Below are 19,854 nucleotides of genomic sequence, written 5' to 3'. Positions count from 1 at the left end.
TATTAACCCTTAAATGGTATTGCTTGGGCAACAACAACCTTGAACTTTTTCAATGCGTTGATGTTCAACTTGTTTAAGGTATTGTGAAAGTTCACCCAGGGTAGGCAAATTAAGATCGGGCGATATTTCTAAAAGTGGCAAAAGTACAAATGCTCTTTCAGTTAATCTGGGGTGCGGAATGGTTAAAAATTCATCAGCTAGTTCTACTTGATCGTAGATTAATAAATCTAGATCTAAGGTTCTTGGGGCATTTAAAAAAGGACGCTCTCTACCAAATTGATTTTCTACTTGATGGCAAATAGCTAATAACTCTTTAGGTTGGATATCCGTCTCAATGGAAATAACCGCGTTAATGAAATCATTTCCAGTAGCATCTACAGGCGCGCTTTTATACATGCAGCTGCGTGTTTTTACTCTTAGCTCCGGGCGCTGAGCTAAGCAAACGATAGCATCTTTGATGAGTTGTTTCGCATCACCAATGTTGCCGCCAAGACCAATAAAGGCCAGTGCCATGTAAAACCTTCCTTATTTCTTTATTAACCGTACTTTATCTTTTTTTTAATTTGTTTGCTCGGGCGCTTTTGGTTTCGCATTTTTTGATCTTGTGCGTCGACGCCTTTTTTTATTGGTAGAACTGGTTTCAGTAGATTCTGATTTGGCTAATGTCATAAGCTCTTGTCGTTGGATATCATCACCCAACCAGAAATTAGTCCACCATTCACTTAAATCTTCTGATACCTCACCCACTTCCGCGCGTAATAGCAAAAAGTCATAGCCAGCTTTAAATTTATTCGTTTCAACTAATCTGAATGGGTAGCGACCAACTCTTTTTTCTAAGCGGGGTTGCATGGTCCAGATTTCTCGCATATCAGCTTCGTGACGGCGTTGCATTCCCAGGAAAGATTTTTGTGATTCTAGTACTTCATCAATCGCAGCATGTAATGCTGGTATTGTAGGCATATCGTTATTTTCATATCGAGCCCAAGCTTCTTGGACATCGTGCCAAAGCAAGGTAGCAAAAAGAAAGCCTGCAGAAACGGGCTTGCCCGATTTGATGCGGTTATCTGTATTTTCTAAAGATTTCTTAACAAAAGTTAGGCGATCTTCATGACTGGTAATTTCATCAATTAAAGGCAATATCTTATGGTGAAGACCGGCTGCTTGTAGTTGTGAAATGGATGACCAAGCGTGGCCAGACATTAATAATTTGAGAATTTCATCAAATAGGCGGGCGCTAGGCACATCCTGAATGAGGTTGGCTAGCTGCTCTAGTGGAGCTCGAGTTTTAGGTTCAATCGCAAACCCTGTTTTCGCTGCAAAACGAATAGCTCTTAACATCCTGACAGGATCTTCACGATATCTTTGGGTGGGTTCCCCAATCATACGAATGGTCTTTGCCTCAATATCTTGCATACCCCCGTGGTAATCCAACACGGTTTCAGTATGAGGGTCGTAATACATCGCATTGATGGTGAAGTCTCTGCGGGTGGCATCTTCAGCTTGGCTGCCCCATACGTTATCTCGTAAGATGCGACCACTAGCTGCCACATGAGCCTCATCGGCTTGAACATGCGCTCTAAAAGTCGATACCTCGATGATTTCTGGTCGATCTTTGCCATAGAAAGTCACGTGAACAATTTGGAAGCGTCGACCAATGACGCGAGAGCGGCGGAATAATTTTTGTACTTCTTCCGGGGTTGCGTCGGTTGCTACATCAAAATCTTTAGGTGCTATGCCTAATAGTAAATCGCGAACGGCGCCACCAACGATATAAGCGTCATAACCTGCCTCTTGTAAAACAGCAGTTACTTTGACCGCATTTTTTGAAAGTAAATCAGGATTGATGTGATGGGAGCGTTTAGCAATCTTTTTGGGAGTGACTTGATGACCGTGAATCAGTTTCCTTTGTTTGGGCGATGCACTAAAAATGCGATCAATGAAACGGCGAATCATGCAAACAACTCCAAAATTGGCCAAGCCCGCTCAATCGCCTCTTGTTTTAAACGCTCATCAGGGTTGGTGGGTATTGGTTGCTTAACCTTTTCCATGAGCGGTAAATCATTAATCGAGTCGGAATAAAAATAACTATCGTTAAAGCTATCCCAGTTGAGATTTTTGGATGCAAGCCAATTCTCAACCCTCGTTATTTTTCCTTCTCTGAAATTAGGAATACCTGAAACTTTCCCGGAAAAATTACCGGTTTCAGGATTGCCAATGACCTCTGGTTCAGTGGCAACTAAATTATTAATACCAAATGCTTTGACGATTGGTTTTGTAACAAAACTATTGGTAGCTGTTACAACACAACATAGATCACCTTGATCTTGATGTTTTTTAACTAAATCTAAAGCGCTTTGGCGTAAATTCGGCAAGATAATTTCTTGCATAAATTGTTGATGCCAAATATTTAATTGCTCTCTACTGTGCTCCGATAGTGGTTTTAGTGCAAAGGCAAGAAAACCATATATATCAAGGCGACCGGCTTTGTAGTCAGCGTAGAAACGTTCATTTTCACGGGCGTAATGATCAGAATCAACCACCCCAATCTTGACTAGGAAGCGTCCCCACTCGTGATCACTATCAACGGGCAGGAGGGTGTGGTCTAAATCGAATAAAGCTAGTTGTGTCATATCCCGTAATTATGTTTCATTTTTAGGAGCTAGCATTTCTTTTACTAGCGGCAGGGTAACCGCCCTCTTGGTTTCTAGGGAGTAGACATCAAGAGCTTCTAGAAGAGCCATTAAGCTTGGCATGTCACGATGAAAGTGCCTTAATAGCCAAGGCGCCACATCGCTAGATAAATTAAGTCCCCTAGCACTTGCGGCTTTTTCTAAAGCATTTAATTTTTCTGCATCCGCTAAGGTATGCATTTGAAACACCAAACCCCATGCCAAACGAGTTCTTAAGTCATCTCTAAGCCTTAGGCTTGCCGGAGGCAGCGAACTTGTGGTGATCAAGACTTGTAGTCGAGAGTCTTTGATGAGATTGTGGATTCTGAATAAGGCCCCTTGGCCAAATTCATCTAAATGATCCACATCGTCGACGCATAGCAGGGCGATTTTTTCAGTAGAGTTTTCTAGTTCTAGGCTTGCAGCGCGCCATTCATCTGGTGTACTGCTGTGATTTAGTGAAGAGGCGGAGATATTCAAATCATTGGCCTTGGCGACCATCGCTTGGAGAATGTGAGTTCTTCCTGAGCCACTAGGCCCCCATGCATGAATTAAGCGTTGATCAAATCGAGGGGCTGATGATGTTGCACTTTCCCAAGTCTTTCCTAGGGCTTGTAGAGCGCTGATTAAGTTTTCATTACCTGTTGGAATAAATGTGCTTAATCTGACTTCGGGCGCATGGCCTAAGTCAAGGGTGGTTTGGCGTGGAAATACTTTAGATTTGGTCACGAGGGGATTTTACTGGCGATACCAAGCGCTAGCTTGGTATTTGGCTAAACCATGTTTGCTGAGCACTAAAGCAATGGCGCTGATAGGTAGTGCTAGCAAGACACCGAAAAATCCAAACCAACTACCAAATAGCATTAAAGAAAAAATAACTAAAACGGGGTGTAGCCCAATTTTTTCACCAACTAATTTGGGTGTTAAGAAAAATCCCTCCAAAATTTGCCCAGCAAGGTAAAGCATCAAAACAGAACCTATTTGGATGCCATCACCCTGTAGGGATACAGATAGGAGGGCCAAACATAGAGCTACGGCAAAACCAAGGTATGGAATGATGATAGCGATGCCTGTGAAGATACCTAGGGCGAATGCCCCTGCTAGCCCTAACAGTTGAAGTCCCAACGCATAGTAAAGGGCTAATAATGCTATGACGAAGACTTGACCTCGTAAGTATTGGGAGAGTAGCGCATCGATTTCACAAAAAATTTGTGTCACCTGTTGTTTATATCTCGGTGGAATAACGCAGCTAATATGTTTTAAAAAACCTTCCCACTGAGCTAGTAGATAAAACATGACAAAAATAATTAATACAAAATTTAAAAACCCTGATATCAGATTTTGACCAGAGCTTAAAAGTGTTTCTAGACCAGTGGTGACAAGGGTATCCGCATTGTTAGAGAGATGGCTATTAATTTTATTTTGAAGTATTTTTTGAATTTCAGGCCAGCTGAGGTCGATTGGCAGGTGGTTTAGCAAAGGGGTTAGTGTTGTTTGCCCTTGATTGAGCCAAATGGGTAATTGTTCGCGTAAGGCTGGAATTTCTTTTTGTAAAACACTGGCAAATAGTAGGATTAAGCCCAAAATTAGGGAAAAACCAAAAAAAATAGTAAAAATCGCAGATAGGTTTTTATGAAGGCCAAACCTCTGAAGGCGCGCAGTTACAGGCCTTAGGGCGTAGGCGAGGATAAAAGCAGCTAAGAAAGTTGTTAATAAAGAGGCCATAGGTATAGCGTATCCACTAGAATTCTAGGATTCTACTGATCAAATACGTTTATACCTATGTCTTCTACAAATTCTTCTCAAACTCAGGGCCTATCTTACCGTGATGCTGGTGTTGATATGGAGGCTGGTGATGCCCTTGTCGAGCGCATTAAGCCTATGGCCAAAAAGACGATGCGTGAGGGTGTTTTAGCTGGTATTGGAGGTTTCGGAGCTCTTTTTGAGGTGCCTAAACGCTATAAAGAACCTGTATTGGTTTCTGGTACAGATGGTGTTGGCACTAAGCTTAAGTTAGCTTTTGACTGGCAGCGTCACGATACGGTTGGTCAAGATCTTGTGGCTATGAGTGTCAACGACATTTTGGTGCAGGGTGCTGAACCATTATTTTTCTTGGATTATTTTGCTTGTGGCAAATTATCTGTAGATACCGCTGCGACTGTTGTGGGTGGTATTGCTAAGGGCTGCGAATTAGCTGGCTGTGCTTTGATTGGTGGTGAGACTGCCGAGATGCCGGGTATGTACCCTGAGGGTGAGTACGATTTAGCGGGTTTTGCCGTGGGTGCTGTTGAGAAGTCCGGCATGATTGACGGCACAACTATTGCTCCAGGTGATGTTATTTTGGGTTTGGCTTCTAGTGGAGCGCACTCGAATGGTTATTCATTGATTCGTAAAATTATTGATAGAGCCGGTGCTCGCCCTACAGATGATTTTCATGGCCAGACATTAAGTGATGTGGTGATGGCCCCAACTCGTATTTATGTGAAATCCATGTTGGCCTTGATGTCTAAATTGACTGTAAAAGGTATGGCTCATATTACGGGTGGCGGTTTGGTTGAAAACGTACCACGTGTTTTGCCAGAAAATACGCAAGCAGTGCTTCACCGCAATGCATGGGCGATGCCAAAGCTATTCCAATGGTTGCAAGAAAAAGGCGGCGTTCAGGATGCAGAAATGCATCGTGTATTTAATTGCGGTATTGGTATGGTGGTGATTGTGAATGCTGCTGACGCGGCAGCTGCTAAAGCCCAATTAGAGTCAACTGGTGAGACTGTTTACCAACTAGGTGAAATCAAGGCTAGACCGGCTGGTGCTCACCAAACGATTGTTATTTAAATTACTTAAATAATTGAATAGTGAGCAAGGCATACTTGCTCACATCGATCCATGTCGATTGGATCTAATGGGTCGAATATTTCTCTATCTGCGATGCCGCGTAACCAGGTAAGTTGGCGTTTAGCTAATTGCCTAGTGGCTGCAATCGATTGATCCCTGAATTCTTGAAGATTGATTTTTCCGTCAAGGTGCTCCCAGGCTTGGCGATAGCCAACCGCTCTCATGGAGGGTAGTTCTGGTGTTAGAGCTTCATTCTTCCTCAGGAGATGCATTTCCTCTAAAAATCCTTGCTGCATCATGATGTCAAAACGTTCGGCGATTCGTTGATGAAGGATGCCTCTGTCCGAGGGTTCGATTGATATCAAACGGAAATTAAGAGGGATTTCACTATTATGCCGCCCGGTATCTTTGGGTGATTCATTAATCCAGCTAGACATCGGTTTGCCGCTGGCTAGGAAAATTTCTAAAGCTCTTTGAACGCGCTGCGTATCATTAACCTCTAGACGAGCGGCGGTAATGGGGTCTACTTTCATGAGTTCAGCATGAATGGCTGCCCAACCTAATTGAGCGGCTTGTTTTTCAATTGAATCTCTAATTTCCGGTGACGCAGGCGGCATATCAGATAAGCCATGCACTAATGCTCTCCAGTAAAGCATGGTGCCCCCAACAATGATTGGAATATTTCCGCGATCATTAATTTCGCCAATCCATTTTTTTGCATCTTTTGCAAATCTAGCTGCTGAATAAGGCGTCTCTGGTTCGCAGATGTTAATACCGTGATGAATAACTTCAGCCATCTCTTCTGCACTTGGTTTAGCCGTACCGATATCCATGCCCCTGTAAACCAAGGCAGAGTCCATGCTGATTAATTCAACCGTTTTACCATGCTGCTTAGCCTGACGTGCTACGCGCATCGACATGGAGCTTTTGCCACTTGCGGTTGGGCCAACAATCGCAATCACTGAATGATGGGTCATTTACTTATCGGCCGCGTAAGAAAAGCTTATCTAAATCAGAAATGCTTAATTGAACCCAGGTTGGTCTACCGTGATTGCACTGATCCGCTCTCTCGGTTTGTTCCATTTGCCGTAGCAGGGCGTCCATTTCGGTGAGGGTTAGTAATCTATGAGCTCTCACGGCTGCATGGCATGCTTGAGTGGCTAAGCGTTCATGTTGGGCAGCATCTAATACTGCTTGCGATCCTGTGGCGTCCAATTCAGATAGTAAGTTTCTTAATAGGGTGCTTGGATCGGCTCTTTGCAATAGGGTTGGGATGGTTCTGATGGCTAATTGTGTTGGTGACAATGTGGCTACATCAAAACCAATTTGATTCAGAATCTCTCTGTGGCTTTCGGCTTTACTAACTTCTAATTCTGAAGCGTGCATGACAACGGGAACTAGCATTTGCTGAACTTTGATACCGTTGGCCAAATCTTGTTTTAATTTCTCATAAAGCACGCGTTCATGCGCGGCATGCATATCAATTAAAACCAAGCCGTGTTTGTTCTGCGCGAGGATGTAAATGCCATGTATTTGTGCGATTGCATGGCCTAGAGGTAGTTCTTCTTCAGGCTCATGGGTGTTCGGCGTGGATTGATGGCTTGGTAGGCTGGCAGATAGATGGCTGTTATCAGTTCTTGAAAAAAAGCTATCAAGATTAGCTTTTGTGCCTGATGTTAACGGTAGATGTTGATTTCCCACATTGTTTGACCAGGTGGGGGCAGAAATTTCAGGTGTTGCAAAGTTGGATGGTGAGCTTATCGGCTGTAATGAGCTGCCCCCTCCAACACTTAAGGCATGTTGAATCGCTTTGTAAATGAATTGGTGGACAGCACCACTTTCTCTAAAGCGCACTTCTGTTTTTGCTGGATGAACATTGACGTCTACTAATGTGGGATCTATTTCAAGCGACAGCACCACCATCGGTTGCCTATCACCATGCAACACATCTTGATAAGCGCTCCTTATGGCGTGCTGAACAACCTTGTCTCTAACAAAACGACCATTGATATAACTAAATTGTTGATCCGCTCTTGCTCGGCTAGCGGTCGGTTTGCTGATAAAGCCTCGTAATGTGAGTGGCCCGGAGATGCTTTCTATAGGAATGCGAGATTCATGAAACTCTTCTCCTAGAATGGCATCGACTCTCTGCTCGATATTGCCGGAAGTCCAGCGTTCAGTTACTTTACCGTTATGCCAAATGGCAAAAGCAATATCCGGTCTTGAGAGCGCGATTCTACGTATAACATCTAGGCAATGACCGAGTTCGGTGGCGGCGCTTTTTAAAAATTTTCTTCGAGCTGGTGTATTGAAATAGAGATCTTGCACATCAATGGTCGTTCCTAATGGGCCAGATGATGGGCTAATAGCACCAACGGTTTGCCCGCCATTCACTTGAATTTGCCAAGCATGCTCATCAGCTGCTGTTTTGGTTGTAATTGATAATCTGGAAACTGATGCTATAGAGGCAAGTGCTTCACCACGAAACCCAAGCGATGCCACTGATTCAAGATCTGATAAAGATCTTATTTTGCTCGTGGCGTGACGTTGAACTGCGAGTGTTAGTTCTTGGTTGGCGATCCCTTGGCCGTCGTCCTGAATAGAAATGCGTTGTATGCCGCCTTCTTCGAGTCTGATGGTAATCGCTCTTGAACCTGCATCAATAGCATTTTCAAGAACTTCTTTAACAACAGATGCCGGCCTTTCAACAACTTCGCCAGCGGCAATTTGACTAATTAATGTATCCGGCAGCGCCGCAATCGCTTGTCTCATAAGTCCTTAATTAATGATGACGCGACTGTTGCTCAAGCTGCATGATTTGTTCACGAATTTCATCTTGATCGCTAGCATCCGGCGATTCATCAATATAGCGTTGCATATCTTCGATGGCAGGGCGAATGTAATCGAGTTGAGCTAAAGCTAAACCACGGTCTCTTACTTCTTCAAGAGCCTCTGGCAGCAAAATAACCAAGCGTTGTTGAATGCCTAGTAATCTTTCCCAGCGATCATGTTGGGTGTAGATGGCTTTTAAATTTCTTAAAAATCTTGAAAGAATTTCTCTTGGACTAGAGGATCTTAAAAATGCCGCGAGTGGCAATTGATACTCACCCCGATAACCTTGAGCATCTAAATAAGGATCTAGCATTTCTTGCAATTCTTGTTTGGATAAAGAGGTGCCCGTTAGTGGATCCATGATGACCTCTCCTTGAGGGAGTGATATGCGAATCATGAAATGATTGGGAAAGGAAACCCCTTTAATAGGTAGACCGATTTGCTGGCCTAGCTCCATAAAAATAAGGGCCAGTGAAATAGGAATGCCGCGGCGAGTTTGTAATACGCTATGAATGTAGGAGTTATCAGGATCGTAGTAATCGTTACGGTTTGGGCCAAAGCCTAAATCTTTATAAAAATACGATTTAAGCAATTGCAATTTCTGTAACCCAGGCATTTCTTTGCTAATACGGTGCTTTAACTTGTCGCCGAGTAAATCCAGCTCATCCATGACATTTTGAACAATTAAATCTGGATAGGCATGCTGAGCAATAGCAATAGCCGCTTCTGTTAGAGGGAAATGTTCATCCTCTGCGACTAGCGATGTGAAATAGTCTAATTGTTGGGTTGGCATAAATAATCTAATTTATTCTGTTCTGTATAAAAAATCTTTTGTTCTAAATCCTAGTATCCACAAAACGCCAAGATAAGTTGCGCCTGCGACCGCAAGCCATCCAGTCAATAAGCTAATTCTAATCAGAGGCGTATGACGCAGCTCAATCCAGTTATGCTGGTGTGCCCCAACATACAAAATAAGGCCAATACTGATTAATGCAAGGCCTAGCCTCCATAAAAATGGCAGCCAAGCCGCATTCTTTTTGAGAACGCCTAATTTGGATAGACCGCGCCAAAGCATCCAAGCATTCAAGCAGGCGCCTAAGCCAATAGACAGGGCTAAACCTGCATGATTGAGCCAAGGAACAAGAATAATATTGGCCAATTGCGTCAATATTAAAACTCGTATGGCTATTTTGACGGGCGTTTTAATATCTTGGCGAGAGTAGTAGGCTGGCGCCAAAATCTTAACTAAGATCAGGCCAATCAGACCAACACCGTATGCTGCTAATGCCGATTGAGTCATGCTGACGTCTGTCGCATTAAATTGACCATAGTGATAAAGCACTGCGGCTAACGGTTCGCCGAATATAAATAAAGCTAAGGCTGAAGGTGCTGCCAAAATGAAGGTGAGCTTCAAACCCCAATCCATTAAATCGGCAATTTGTTCTTGATTCGCTGAGGCATTCGCTTTGCTTAAGCTAGGTAATAAAACAGTACCAATAGCCACGCCCAATAAGGCGGTTGGGAATTCCATCAATCTATCAGCATAAGACAGCCAAGAAACGCTACCAGCGGCCAAATGAGAGGCGATATTGGTATTAATGATGAGGGATAGTTGCGCTACGGATACTGCAAATAAAGCTGGGCCCATGAGGGTTAGAACTTTTCTAGCACCTGGGTGATGCCATGCTTTTTTAACTGTTTTCCAAGATAGGCCTATCTGAGGCAGCATGCCTATCTTTTTAAGAGCTGGTATTTGAATGGCTAATTGGCTGATGCCCCCCAAAATAACACCGATACCCAGAGCGTAAATAGGTGTTTGGAGGTAAGGGGCGATAAGCCATGATGAAAAAATCATCGATAAATTGAGTAAAACAGGGGTAAAAGCAGGTATCGCGAAGCGTTTATAGGTGTTTAGGATGCCTGCTGACAGTGAAACTAAGGAAATTAAGCCAATATAGGGAAACATCATTCTGGTCAGAATGAGGCTTGTATCGTGGGCATTACTCGCTTTAAAGCCTGAAGCCACCATAAAAATGATCCAGGGGGCGGCGAAAACGCCCGTCAGAACCGTTAAAACCAGGGCCCAAAAGAGAAGGGTAGCGATAGCGCTAACCATTAAGGTAGTGCCTTCTTGACCCTCTTTGGCGTTGGTTTCCCCTAAAACGGGGACGAAAGCTTGGGAAAACGCCCCTTCAGCAAATAATCTGCGTAATAAGTTGGGGATTCTGAATGCCACATTGAAGGCATCAGTCCATTCTGAAGCCCCGTAAGTACGGGCTATCAGGGTTTCTCGCAGTAAACCAGTGATGCGGGAGAGCATCGTTAGGCTGCTGACTTTGGCGGCGGCAGATAATAAATTCACAGGCATAGTTTTACAGATTTTTCTCAGGGGTGGTAGCCTTGGCCGAGATAAGTTATAATCTTTTTCTTTTGGCAATACCCCTAAAGGTTACAAACATGGCAAATACAGCCCAAGCTCGCAAACGCGCCCGCCAGGCCGTTGCACAAAATGAACATAACGCAAGCTTGCGTTCACGTCTTCGTACAGCAATTAAGTCTGTTCGTAAGGCTGTTGACGCTGGCGATCAAGCTGCCGCAGCTAAGGTTTTCCAGGCTGCTCAAGCTACTATCGATAAAATCGCTGACAAGAATGTTGTGCATAAGAATACTGCTGCACGTACAAAATCACGCTTGTCTGCTGCTGTAAAAGGCATGACTGCCTAATTAATTTAGGCATTCAAATAGCCCGTTCCCTGATCCGGAGCGGGTTTTTTATTTGTAGGTTTTAGGATTTAGAAGGGATTTCGCAGGCTTCAACAATTGGTAAATTGTTGTCTTTAGCGAAGTTTTTGACGAAATCCATGGCTTTGGGCTCAATATCTCTTAGTCGTTCATCTACAACCACGCATTTGACGCCGGCAATATTGACGGGCTTAACGTAGGGTGAGTAGGTGAATCTAGGGTCGCTGGAGTCGTCCTCTGGGCGAAATTGAGCCATAACTCCGCAAAGTCTTTCCGCCCAGTCACTGGGTCTGAAAGGTTTGCCATCATGAGTTAAGCCTTGTATAAAGAATTGTTTGGCCGTCACGATGTCTTTGCTGTTGAAATAGGTTGATAATCAGGGATAACCCTAGAATTTTATCAGCCTCACTAGTTGTTGAATAGATATTTGAATGAATCAGGTGTTAAAAAACTATGGTATCGAATATTCCTGTTAGGCATTACCTACAATTTACCGACTTTAGTGCCGATGAGTATGCGTACTTATTGGAGCGCTCAGCTTTTCTTAAAGCAAAATTTAAGCGTTATGAGACTTGGCATCCTTTGCATGATCGTACATTGGCGATGATCTTTGAGAAAAACTCAACGCGTACGAGATTGTCATTTGAAGCTGGTATTCACCAATTGGGTGGTCACGCTGTATTTTTAAATACTAAAGACACACAATTAGGCCGTGGTGAGCCTGTCGAAGATGCTGCTCAAGTTATTTCTCGTATGACGGACATCATCATGATCCGTACTTTTGGCCAAGACATTATTGAGCGCTTCGCAAGCAACTCGAGAGTCCCTGTTATTAATGGTCTAACGAATGAGTATCACCCTTGCCAAGTATTGGCTGATATTTTTACTTTTACAGAACATCGCTCATCAATCAAAGGTAAGACGGTTGCTTGGATTGGTGATGCAAATAACATGGCTTATACCTGGATACAGGCTGCTGAGTTATTGGGCTTTCAGGTGAATTTCTCCGCTCCGCCAGGTTATCAGTTAGATCAGTCGATGTTAAGTGCCAATGCGAAGAATCATTTGAAGGTTTTTGATAAACCAGCGGATGCTTGTAAAGATGTTGATTTGGTTACCACGGATGTTTGGACGAGCATGGGTTATGAAGATGAAAACCAAGCGCGTCTGAAAGCATTTAAAAACTGGATGGTGACAGATGACTTGATGAAAGTAGCTAAGTCGGATGCGCTCTTTATGCATTGTTTACCGGCCCATCGTGGCGAAGAAGTTTCGGCTTCAGTGATTGATGGCCCGCAAAGTGTTGTTTGGGATGAGGCGGAAAACCGCTTGCATGTTCAAAAAGCGCTGATGGAATTCTTGCTTTGTGGCAAGTTGTAATTTTTGTTAACACTTAAAAATCGTAGATAAATATGTCAGATATTAAGAAAGTAGTTCTTGCTTATTCCGGTGGTCTTGATACCAGCGTTATTTTGAAATGGTTGCAAGACACCTACCATTGCGAAATCGTTACTTTTACTGCTGATTTGGGTCAGGGGGAAGAGTTGGAGCCTGCGCGCACAAAGGCACTTCAATTTGGCATTAAGCCAGAAAATATTTTTATTGATGATCTTCGCGAAGAATTTGTCAGAGATTTCGTCTTCCCTATGTTCCGTGCAAATACTATTTATGAAGGCGAGTATTTGTTAGGGACATCTATTGCTCGTCCTTTGATTGCCAAGCGTCAGATTGAGATTGCTCATCAGACGGGCGCTCAAGCGGTTTCTCACGGTGCGACTGGCAAGGGTAATGATCAAGTTCGTTTCGAATTGGGGTATTACTCATTAGAGCCATCGATTAAGGTTATTGCTCCATGGCGTGAGTGGGATTTATTGTCTCGCGAAAAATTATTGGCCTATGCCGAACAGCATGGTATTCCTGTTGAAATGAAGCATAAGCAAGGTGGCGCACCTTATTCAATGGATGCGAACTTATTGCACATTAGCTACGAAGGTCGTCACCTAGAAGATCCTAAGGCTGAGGCTGAAGAATCTATGTGGCGTTGGACGGTGTCTGCTGAACAAGCACCAGATGCTCCAGAGTATTTAGATATTGAGTTTGAGCGTGGTGATGCTGTTGCTATTAATGGCACTCGTTATAAGCCGCACGAATTATTGGCCGAGTTAAATAAAATTGGCGGTAAACATGGTGTGGGCCGTCTAGATTTGGTGGAAAACCGTTATGTAGGCATGAAGAGCCGTGGTTGTTACGAAACACCGGGAGGCACTATCTTGTTGAAGGCTCACCGCGGTATTGAAAGTATTACTTTAGACCGTGAAGTAGCGCACTTAAAAGATGACTTGATGCCACGTTATGCAAGTTTGATTTACAACGGCTACTGGTGGGCGCCTGAAAGAGTTGCTTTGCAAACTTTAATTGATCATACACAGCAAACAGTGAGTGGTTTTGTGCGAGTAAAGCTTTATAAGGGCTCGGTAAGTGTTGTTGCTAGAGATTCCAAGTACACCTTGTTTGATCAAACTATTGCGACATTCGATGATGATGGTGGCGCTTATAACCAAGCTGATGCTGGCGGATTTATTAAATTAAACGCTTTGCGTATGCGTATTGCGGCTAATGCCCGCCGCAAGCGTGGCGCTTAATGAAGAATAAATAGATATATTGAGGATAAAAAGATGCAATTTGATCAAGTAAGTGTTGGCAAAAAAGCTAATGTGTTTTTTGATGGTAAGTGTGTTTCACATACAGTCACTTTGCCAAGTGGAGAGCGAAAGTCTGTTGGCGTTATTTTGCCTAGTACTTTGCGTTTTGATTTGAGTACTAAAGAGGTCATGGAAGTGGTTGATGGAACTGCTTATGTGAGCATTAACGGTGCGCCTGAGCAAGCATTTACTGCTGGCCAATCATGGACGGTAGAGGCTGGTGGATATTTTGTTATTCGCGCAGAGCAGGCAGTTCATTATGTTTGTCATTTTGGTTAATTAACCAAAAAATAACTAAGCATTACAACTAAGTAGTAAAACTATAAATAGCTTTAAGTAACTTTAATTAAAAAGTTTTAAGACTATTTAACGGCGGGGGATGCCTGAAATGACATTTCCCGCACTCAATCCTTTTTGCGAGAACCAGTTCTGGTTCATTTCTAGAGCATAGCGAATGGGCGCTGTCGGGCAGTGATTGTCGTCCGACATCGGTTTCATTTCTTCAATGTTCACAATTTTCCCATCATCGCCAATGAAAGCGATTGCTAAAGGAATCTTGGTATTTCTCATCCAAAAACAATGGGTGTCTTTATTCTCAAAGATAAAAAGCATGCCATCGTTGGCCGGTAAATAAACACGGTACATTAATCCTAGCTGTCTAGAGCTGGGGGTGGATGCTACTTCTGCCTGGATTTTATAGATGCCAGCTTGTAGGCTGATGCTGGGGAGGGGTTCTGCTTGAAGAAAAGCGCCACACGTCGCTAAAAATAAAGCAATAGCGACTTTATGGCGCTTCAAGACCTAGTTCCTAATTACTCAGCAGCGTGTTTAGCTTTTTTAGACTTCTTGCCATGCTTAGCTTTTTTGGCTTTCTTAGCTTTCTTTTGACCAGCTTTTTCAGTAGCTTGTTCTTGAGCGACTGGTGAGGCTTGAGGTGCTGGGGCAACTGGAGCTGCTGCAGGGGCTTGAGCAAAAGCAACTGCTGCAAATAGTGAAAGTGTCAAAGATGCAAGTAATTTTGAGATCATGATTGTATGTTTCTTTATGTTGAATATAAGGTGTGTTGCAAATACTTGGTTACTACAGGTAGTAACTGTATCAGAAGGAATTATTTTTTGGCAAAAAATTACAAAAACTTCAGTAGCTACAGTCGTTGCAGGCCCGCTAGATTTTCTATGAACATAAAAATAAAAGACCTTCTGACTTGAATGCTAAGTTGTGTTTAGAATAGGAAATATGAGTCAAAAACCACGCAATCCGAATCCGATTAATTTTCCTCATTTTCAGGAAGATCAAGCCACTGTCATGGATAGACAGTCGGAGAGGGTTCAGCCGCCAAAAATGTATAGGGTGGTGTTATTAAATGATGACTACACTCCAATGGAATTTGTCGTGATGATCATTCAAGAGTATTTTCATAAAGATCAAGAAAGTGCGACCAGAATTATGTTGCAGGTTCATCTAGAGGGTAAAGGAGTTTGTGGTGTATTTACCAAAGATGTTGCTGCGACGAAAGTTCACCAAGTAGTAGATAGGGCTCGCGAAGCGGGTCATCCTTTGCAATGTACGATGGAGGCAGCATGATTGCTCAAGAGTTAGAAGTTACCTTGCATATGGCGTTTGTCGACGCTCGAGCGGCTAGACATGAATTTATTACCGTAGAGCATTTGTTATGCGCTTTGATTGATAACGCTACAGCTGCTGATGTTTTAAAAGCTTGTGCAGTCAATTTAGATGATCTCAAAAGTAACCTTAAAAACTTTATCGACGACAACACACCGATTGTTCCAGGGTCTGAAGAGGTTGATACACAACCAACGCTTGGTTTCCAACGAGTGATTCAGCGCGCCATCATGCATGTTCAATCAACATCCAATGGTAAAAAAGAAGTAAATGGTGCCAATGTGTTGGTTGCCATTTTTGGTGAAAAAGATTCACATGCTGTGTATTACTTGCAGCAACAAGGTATTACTCGTTTAGATGTGGTTAATTACATTAGCCATGGCATTAGAAAAGATCAAGCAGAGCCACCTAAGCCTAGCGAGAGTAGTTCTGAGGGTGAGGAGGGTGGCGCAGCAAGTAAAGATAGCCCTCTTGAGCAATATACGCAAAATCTTAACGTGTCTGCTCGGCAGGGGCGTATTGATCCTTTGATTGGTCGTGAAGGAGAAGTTGAGCGTGTTATTCAAGTGCTTTGCCGTCGTAGAAAAAATAATCCATTGCTAGTGGGTGAGGCTGGGGTTGGTAAAACCGCGATTGCGGAAGGTTTGGCTTGGCGTATTACGCAAAACGATGTTCCTGAGGTATTGGCCAAAGCGACTGTTTACTCATTAGATATGGGCGCTTTATTAGCAGGCACTAAGTATCGCGGTGATTTTGAGCAGCGCTTGAAAGGTGTTTTAAAAAATCTTAAAGATAATCCTGATGCCATCTTGTTTATTGATGAGATTCATACGTTGATTGGTGCTGGAGCTGCATCTGGCGGCACATTGGACGCGAGTAACCTTTTAAAGCCAGCTTTATCTAGTGGTCAGATGAAATGTATTGGCGCCACTACTTTTAATGAGTACAGGGGCATTTTTGAAAAAGACGCGGCGCTTTCTCGTCGTTTCCAAAAAGTGGATGTGCTTGAGCCTACGGTTGATCAAACAGTACAAATCTTGCGCGGTTTGAAATCTAAATTTGAAGAGCACCACAGTGTTAAGTATGCCCAAGCAGCTTTAACAGCTGCTGCGGAGTTATCTGCGCGTTATATCAATGACCGTCACTTACCAGATAAAGCGATTGATGTGATTGACGAAGCGGGTGCCGCACAACGTATCTTGCCAAAATCTAAACAAAAGAAAACTATTGGCCGCCAAGAGATTGAAGATATTGTGGCAAAAATTGCGCGCATTCCTCCGCAATCTGTGTCTGTTGACGATAGAAGTAAGTTGCAAACTTTGGATCGAGATTTGAAGAGTGTGGTGTTTGGTCAAGATCCTGCTATCGAAGTATTGGCATCTGCTATCAAGATGTCTCGTGCAGGCCTTGGTAAAGACGATAAGCCAATTGGATCCTTCTTGTTTTCGGGCCCTACTGGCGTTGGTAAAACTGAGGTGGCTAAACAGTTGGCATTCATTATGGGTATTGAACTGATTAGGTTTGATATGTCTGAGTACATGGAGCGTCACGCGGTGAGCCGTTTAATTGGCGCGCCTCCAGGGTATGTTGGATTTGACCAGGGCGGTTTGTTAACGGAAGCGGTTAATAAGAAACCTCATTGTGTTTTGTTGCTTGATGAAATTGAAAAAGCTCACCCTGATATTTTCAATATCCTATTGCAGGTCATGGATCACGGTACGCTGACTGATAACAATGGTCGTAAAGCAGATTTTAGAAATGTCATCATTATCATGACGACCAATGCTGGTGCCGAGACGATGCAAAAATCAACCATTGGCTTTACAACTGCGCGTCAAGCTGGCGATGAGATGGGAGATATTAAGCGGACATTTACACCGGAATTCCGCAATCGTTTAGATGCCATCGTGGCATTTAGATCGCTTGATGAAAGTATCATTTTGCGTGTTGTTGATAAATTCTTGATGCAATTAGAAGAGCAGCTACATGAGAAGAAAGTAGATGCAAGCTTTAGCGCTGGATTAAGAAGTTATTTGGCGAAGCATGGTTTCGACCCATTAATGGGCGCAAGACCAATGCAACGCTTGATTCAAGATTTAGTTCGAAAAGCTTTGGCCGATGAGTTGTTGTTTGGCAAGTTGGCGCATGGTGGCCATGTAGTCGTTGATATTGATCAAGACGACAAAGTAGTTTTAGATTTTGATGCTCCTGTAAGGCCTGCCGTCAAGAAGCTTGAGGCAGGCGATATGGAGAAGATTTAAGAGAGAAGGCTTAAGCGCGGCCAGTGCTACCAAAGCCGCCAGCACCACGGTCGCTGGCGGTAAACTCTTCCACTTCGTCCCATTCAACTTGAGCAACAGGAACAATCACGAGCTGAGCTAGGCGCTCCATAGGCTCAAGCTTGAAGCTAGTTTGACCTCTGTTCCAAGTGCTGACCATTAATTGGCCTTGGTAATCAGAGTCAATTAATCCTACTAAATTGCCTAAAACGATGCCATGTTTATGACCTAGACCTGATCTAGGCAATATCAATGCAGCATAGCCTGGATCATCTAAATAAATAGCGATACCTGTTGGTACTAAAACTGTTTGGCCTGGTTCAATCGTGATGGCTTCATCTAAGCAAGCCTTTAAATCAAGACCAGCACTGCCTGATGTGGCGTATTGCGGCAAATTATTTTTAATTCTTTCATCAAGAATTTTGACTTGTAATTTCTTCATACTATATTTTTTTAGATATATGGTTAATAAGCTGTCTGGCTAGTGTGAGCTTGTTTGCTCTTGGCATTTTTGAGGTGCCACTTTCTTCAACAAGTAGTAACTCGTTGTCATCAAGGCCAAAGGTACTTGGCCCTAAATTGGCAACTAATAAAGGAATATTTTTCTTTACACGTTTTTCTTTTGCATGACTTTCCAGATCATTTGTTTCGGCAGCAAAACCGACGCAAAATGGCTTTTGACTGGCTTGAGATTTCTTGGAGACTTCCGCCAAGATGTCTGGGTTTAATTTGAAATTTAATTCTGGGCTGGCCTGGTTTGAGCCGTCTTTTTTAATTTTTTGTGTTGCGGCATTTTCAACCGTCCAGTCTGCAACAGCAGCAACAGCAAAGAAAATATCCGCATCCAATTCTTGCATGACGGCATCAGACATTTCTTGCGCGCTAGTGACATTAATTCGATTAACAGAGCCAGTGAACTCAAGTGGCGTGTCTAAATGACATGGCCCTGCTATTAATGTCACTTTGGCGCCAGACTCGATAGCTGCTTGCGCAATCGCAAAGCCCATTTTTCCAGAGCTTTTATTGGTGATGCCGCGTACTGGATCAATGGCCTCATAAGTAGGGCCGGCCGTGATGAGTACTTTTTTGCCTGTTAATAATTTGGGCTGAAAAAAGGCAACGACACCTTCAAATATTTCTTTCGCCTCTAGCATGCGACCCATGCCATTTTCACCGCAAGCTTGTGTGCCGCTGGTGGGGCCTAAGATGCCAACGCCGTTGGACTTTAATTTTTGAATATTTTCTTGTGTTGCCGCGTTTTCCCACATTTGTTTATTCATGGCGGGCACAACGATGAGTGGGCATTCGCGAGCGAGGCAGAGTACGCTAATTAAATCGTCAGCTAACCCCAATGAAATTTTAGCCATCATGTCAGCGCTTGCCGGGGCAACTAAAATTAAATCGGCTTTTCTGGATAGCTCGATATGAGCCATGTTGTTTGGAATGCGCGCATCCCATTGATTGGTATATACCGGCTGTCCGGTTAACGCTTGCATGGTAACTGGCGTCATGAATTGTGTAGCAGCCTCACTCATGGCAACTTGCACGCTTGCACCGTCTTGAATTAATAAGCGAGCTAATTCCGCCACTTTAAATGCAGCGATACCACCTGACATAGCAAGTAGGATATGTTTGCCTTGAAGTGAGTTCATGACTTTTTAGCCTTTGTTTACTTGTTGACGCGTTTAATTTCGTCAAAGATTAACAGAATCACGCCTAAAGTGATGGCGCTATCGGCAATGTTAAAGGCTGGCCAGTGCCAGTGCAGGTAATACACATCAATAAAATCAACAACAGCCCCATACATAACGCGGTCAATCACATTGCCAACAGCACCGCTAAGTATGAGACTCATGGCCAAGCAAAAAAGAGTTTGTTGCGCATTTTTGCGAATTAACCAAACAATCAATAGCGCCGCTGCAATTCCTAGGCCTGTAAAAAACCAACGTTGCCAACCACCTGCTTGCGCTAAAAAAGAAAAGGCTGCTCCAGGGTTGTAGACAAGGGTCCAATTAAGAAAGCTAGTTACTGGATTGGAGACACCTTCCACCAAGTTGCCTTTTGCAAGAATTTTGCTCAGTTGATCAATAGCTAGCAAAAGTCCAGATAAACCCAACCAAAGTAGGAATGTTTGATTGCTGTTACTGCTTGATCTATTTGAGCGTGCCATGG

General features: G+C 43.4%; 22 protein-coding genes. 7 read left to right on the top strand and 15 right to left on the bottom strand.

What is annotated here, in order from left to right; genetic code table 11:
* Positions 1-9: 9 nt before the first annotated feature.
* The 5 genes from folK to ICV01_RS07690 are packed head-to-tail and all read right to left on the bottom strand — an operon-like array spanning position 10 to position 4,394.
* Positions 10-513: a 2-amino-4-hydroxy-6-hydroxymethyldihydropteridine diphosphokinase gene (gene folK, locus ICV01_RS07710; protein ID WP_215287182.1), complete on the bottom strand. Its 504-nt coding sequence runs from the start codon at positions 511-513 to the stop codon at positions 10-12.
* Between the two features lie 45 nt (positions 514-558).
* Entirely contained in the window at positions 559-1,953 is a 1,395-nt protein-coding gene (gene pcnB / locus ICV01_RS07705; RefSeq protein ID WP_215287181.1) for a polynucleotide adenylyltransferase PcnB, read from the bottom strand.
* The gene (locus ICV01_RS07700; protein WP_215287180.1) at positions 1,950-2,630 is read right to left on the bottom strand and encodes an HAD family phosphatase; all 681 of its coding nucleotides are present in this window, start codon (positions 2,628-2,630) and stop codon (positions 1,950-1,952) included. The genes pcnB and ICV01_RS07700 overlap by 4 nt, the downstream gene beginning before the upstream one ends.
* A gap of 9 nt (positions 2,631-2,639) precedes the next feature.
* The gene (gene hda, locus ICV01_RS07695) at positions 2,640-3,398 is read right to left on the bottom strand and encodes a DnaA regulatory inactivator Hda (RefSeq protein ID WP_215287179.1); all 759 of its coding nucleotides are present in this window, start codon (positions 3,396-3,398) and stop codon (positions 2,640-2,642) included.
* 9 nt (positions 3,399-3,407) lie between these two features.
* A complete protein-coding gene (locus ICV01_RS07690; protein WP_215287178.1) occupies positions 3,408-4,394 on the bottom strand; it encodes an AI-2E family transporter in 987 nt (328 codons plus the stop codon).
* Positions 4,395-4,451: 57 nt separating this feature from the next.
* Here ICV01_RS07690 and purM point away from each other — a divergent pair, with 57 nt between their 5' ends.
* Positions 4,452-5,504 carry a phosphoribosylformylglycinamidine cyclo-ligase gene (purM, locus tag ICV01_RS07685; protein WP_215287177.1) on the top strand — a complete coding sequence of 351 codons (1,053 nt, stop codon included), beginning with the start codon at positions 4,452-4,454 and terminating at the stop codon, positions 5,502-5,504.
* A gap of 5 nt (positions 5,505-5,509) precedes the next feature.
* On the opposite strand, the gene miaA is transcribed toward purM, so the two are convergent.
* Genes miaA through murJ form a run of 4 tightly spaced genes read right to left on the bottom strand, consistent with a single transcriptional unit; the run spans position 5,510 to position 10,698 of the window.
* Complete coding sequence (gene miaA, locus ICV01_RS07680) at positions 5,510-6,481, bottom strand: tRNA (adenosine(37)-N6)-dimethylallyltransferase MiaA (RefSeq protein WP_215287175.1); 972 nt, start codon at positions 6,479-6,481, stop codon at positions 5,510-5,512.
* A 4-nt stretch (positions 6,482-6,485) separates the two neighbouring features.
* Positions 6,486-8,276: a DNA mismatch repair endonuclease MutL gene (gene mutL, locus ICV01_RS07675; protein WP_215287173.1), complete on the bottom strand. Its 1,791-nt coding sequence runs from the start codon at positions 8,274-8,276 to the stop codon at positions 6,486-6,488.
* Positions 8,277-8,286: 10 nt separating this feature from the next.
* Complete coding sequence (locus ICV01_RS07670; RefSeq protein ID WP_215287171.1) at positions 8,287-9,129, bottom strand: SirB1 family protein; 843 nt, start codon at positions 9,127-9,129, stop codon at positions 8,287-8,289.
* Between the two features lie 12 nt (positions 9,130-9,141).
* Entirely contained in the window at positions 9,142-10,698 is a 1,557-nt protein-coding gene (gene murJ, locus ICV01_RS07665; protein ID WP_215289179.1) for a murein biosynthesis integral membrane protein MurJ, read from the bottom strand.
* 95 nt (positions 10,699-10,793) lie between these two features.
* Here murJ and rpsT point away from each other — a divergent pair, with 95 nt between their 5' ends.
* On the top strand, positions 10,794-11,060 hold the full coding sequence (gene rpsT, locus ICV01_RS07660; protein ID WP_215287169.1) for a 30S ribosomal protein S20: 267 nt from the start codon (positions 10,794-10,796) through the stop codon (positions 11,058-11,060).
* Positions 11,061-11,121: 61 nt separating this feature from the next.
* On the opposite strand, the gene ICV01_RS07655 is transcribed toward rpsT, so the two are convergent.
* The gene (locus tag ICV01_RS07655) at positions 11,122-11,424 is read right to left on the bottom strand and encodes a DUF3579 domain-containing protein (protein ID WP_215287167.1); all 303 of its coding nucleotides are present in this window, start codon (positions 11,422-11,424) and stop codon (positions 11,122-11,124) included.
* Between the two features lie 107 nt (positions 11,425-11,531).
* Here ICV01_RS07655 and argF point away from each other — a divergent pair, with 107 nt between their 5' ends.
* From argF to ICV01_RS07640, 3 genes are read left to right on the top strand one after another with little or no spacing between them, the layout of a single operon-like run.
* Positions 11,532-12,458, top strand: coding sequence for an ornithine carbamoyltransferase (gene argF / locus ICV01_RS07650; RefSeq protein ID WP_215287165.1), 927 nt, complete (start codon positions 11,532-11,534; stop codon positions 12,456-12,458).
* Positions 12,459-12,490: 32 nt separating this feature from the next.
* Positions 12,491-13,720 (top strand): argininosuccinate synthase, encoded by a 1,230-nt coding sequence (locus ICV01_RS07645; RefSeq protein ID WP_215287163.1) that lies wholly within the window; start codon positions 12,491-12,493, stop codon positions 13,718-13,720.
* A gap of 33 nt (positions 13,721-13,753) precedes the next feature.
* Positions 13,754-14,059 carry a pyrimidine/purine nucleoside phosphorylase gene (locus tag ICV01_RS07640; RefSeq protein WP_215287161.1) on the top strand — a complete coding sequence of 102 codons (306 nt, stop codon included), beginning with the start codon at positions 13,754-13,756 and terminating at the stop codon, positions 14,057-14,059.
* Positions 14,060-14,146: 87 nt separating this feature from the next.
* Here the strand turns inward: ICV01_RS07640 and ICV01_RS07635 are convergent, their stop codons facing one another.
* A complete protein-coding gene (locus ICV01_RS07635; protein WP_371817477.1) occupies positions 14,147-14,557 on the bottom strand; it encodes a DUF192 domain-containing protein in 411 nt (136 codons plus the stop codon).
* Between the two features lie 35 nt (positions 14,558-14,592).
* Positions 14,593-14,808, bottom strand: a complete 216-nt coding sequence (locus tag ICV01_RS07630; protein ID WP_371817461.1) for a hypothetical protein — start codon at positions 14,806-14,808, stop codon at positions 14,593-14,595.
* 277 nt (positions 14,809-15,085) lie between these two features.
* On the opposite strand from ICV01_RS07630, the gene clpS reads away from it, so the two are divergent.
* Together clpS and clpA are read left to right on the top strand one after the other, a co-directional pair.
* A complete protein-coding gene (gene clpS, locus ICV01_RS07625) occupies positions 15,086-15,364 on the top strand; it encodes an ATP-dependent Clp protease adapter ClpS (RefSeq protein ID WP_251369424.1) in 279 nt (92 codons plus the stop codon).
* Positions 15,361-17,664: an ATP-dependent Clp protease ATP-binding subunit ClpA gene (clpA, locus tag ICV01_RS07620; protein WP_215287156.1), complete on the top strand. Its 2,304-nt coding sequence runs from the start codon at positions 15,361-15,363 to the stop codon at positions 17,662-17,664. The genes clpS and clpA overlap by 4 nt, the downstream gene beginning before the upstream one ends.
* A 10-nt stretch (positions 17,665-17,674) precedes the next feature.
* On the opposite strand, the gene dut is transcribed toward clpA, so the two are convergent.
* The 3 genes from dut to lspA are packed head-to-tail and all read right to left on the bottom strand — an operon-like array spanning position 17,675 to position 19,852.
* A complete protein-coding gene (gene dut / locus ICV01_RS07615) occupies positions 17,675-18,124 on the bottom strand; it encodes a dUTP diphosphatase (RefSeq protein ID WP_215287154.1) in 450 nt (149 codons plus the stop codon).
* 1 nt (position 18,125) lies between these two features.
* Positions 18,126-19,334 carry a bifunctional phosphopantothenoylcysteine decarboxylase/phosphopantothenate--cysteine ligase CoaBC gene (gene coaBC / locus ICV01_RS07610; protein WP_215287150.1) on the bottom strand — a complete coding sequence of 403 codons (1,209 nt, stop codon included), beginning with the start codon at positions 19,332-19,334 and terminating at the stop codon, positions 18,126-18,128.
* A gap of 17 nt (positions 19,335-19,351) precedes the next feature.
* The gene (gene lspA, locus ICV01_RS07605; protein WP_215287149.1) at positions 19,352-19,852 is read right to left on the bottom strand and encodes a signal peptidase II; all 501 of its coding nucleotides are present in this window, start codon (positions 19,850-19,852) and stop codon (positions 19,352-19,354) included.
* Positions 19,853-19,854: the final 2 nt, after the last annotated feature.

This window comes from Polynucleobacter sp. MWH-Spelu-300-X4, from assembly GCF_018687515.1.
Taxonomy (GTDB): domain Bacteria; phylum Pseudomonadota; class Gammaproteobacteria; order Burkholderiales; family Burkholderiaceae; genus Polynucleobacter.
This window is presented reverse-complemented; position numbering and strand designations above follow the sequence as displayed.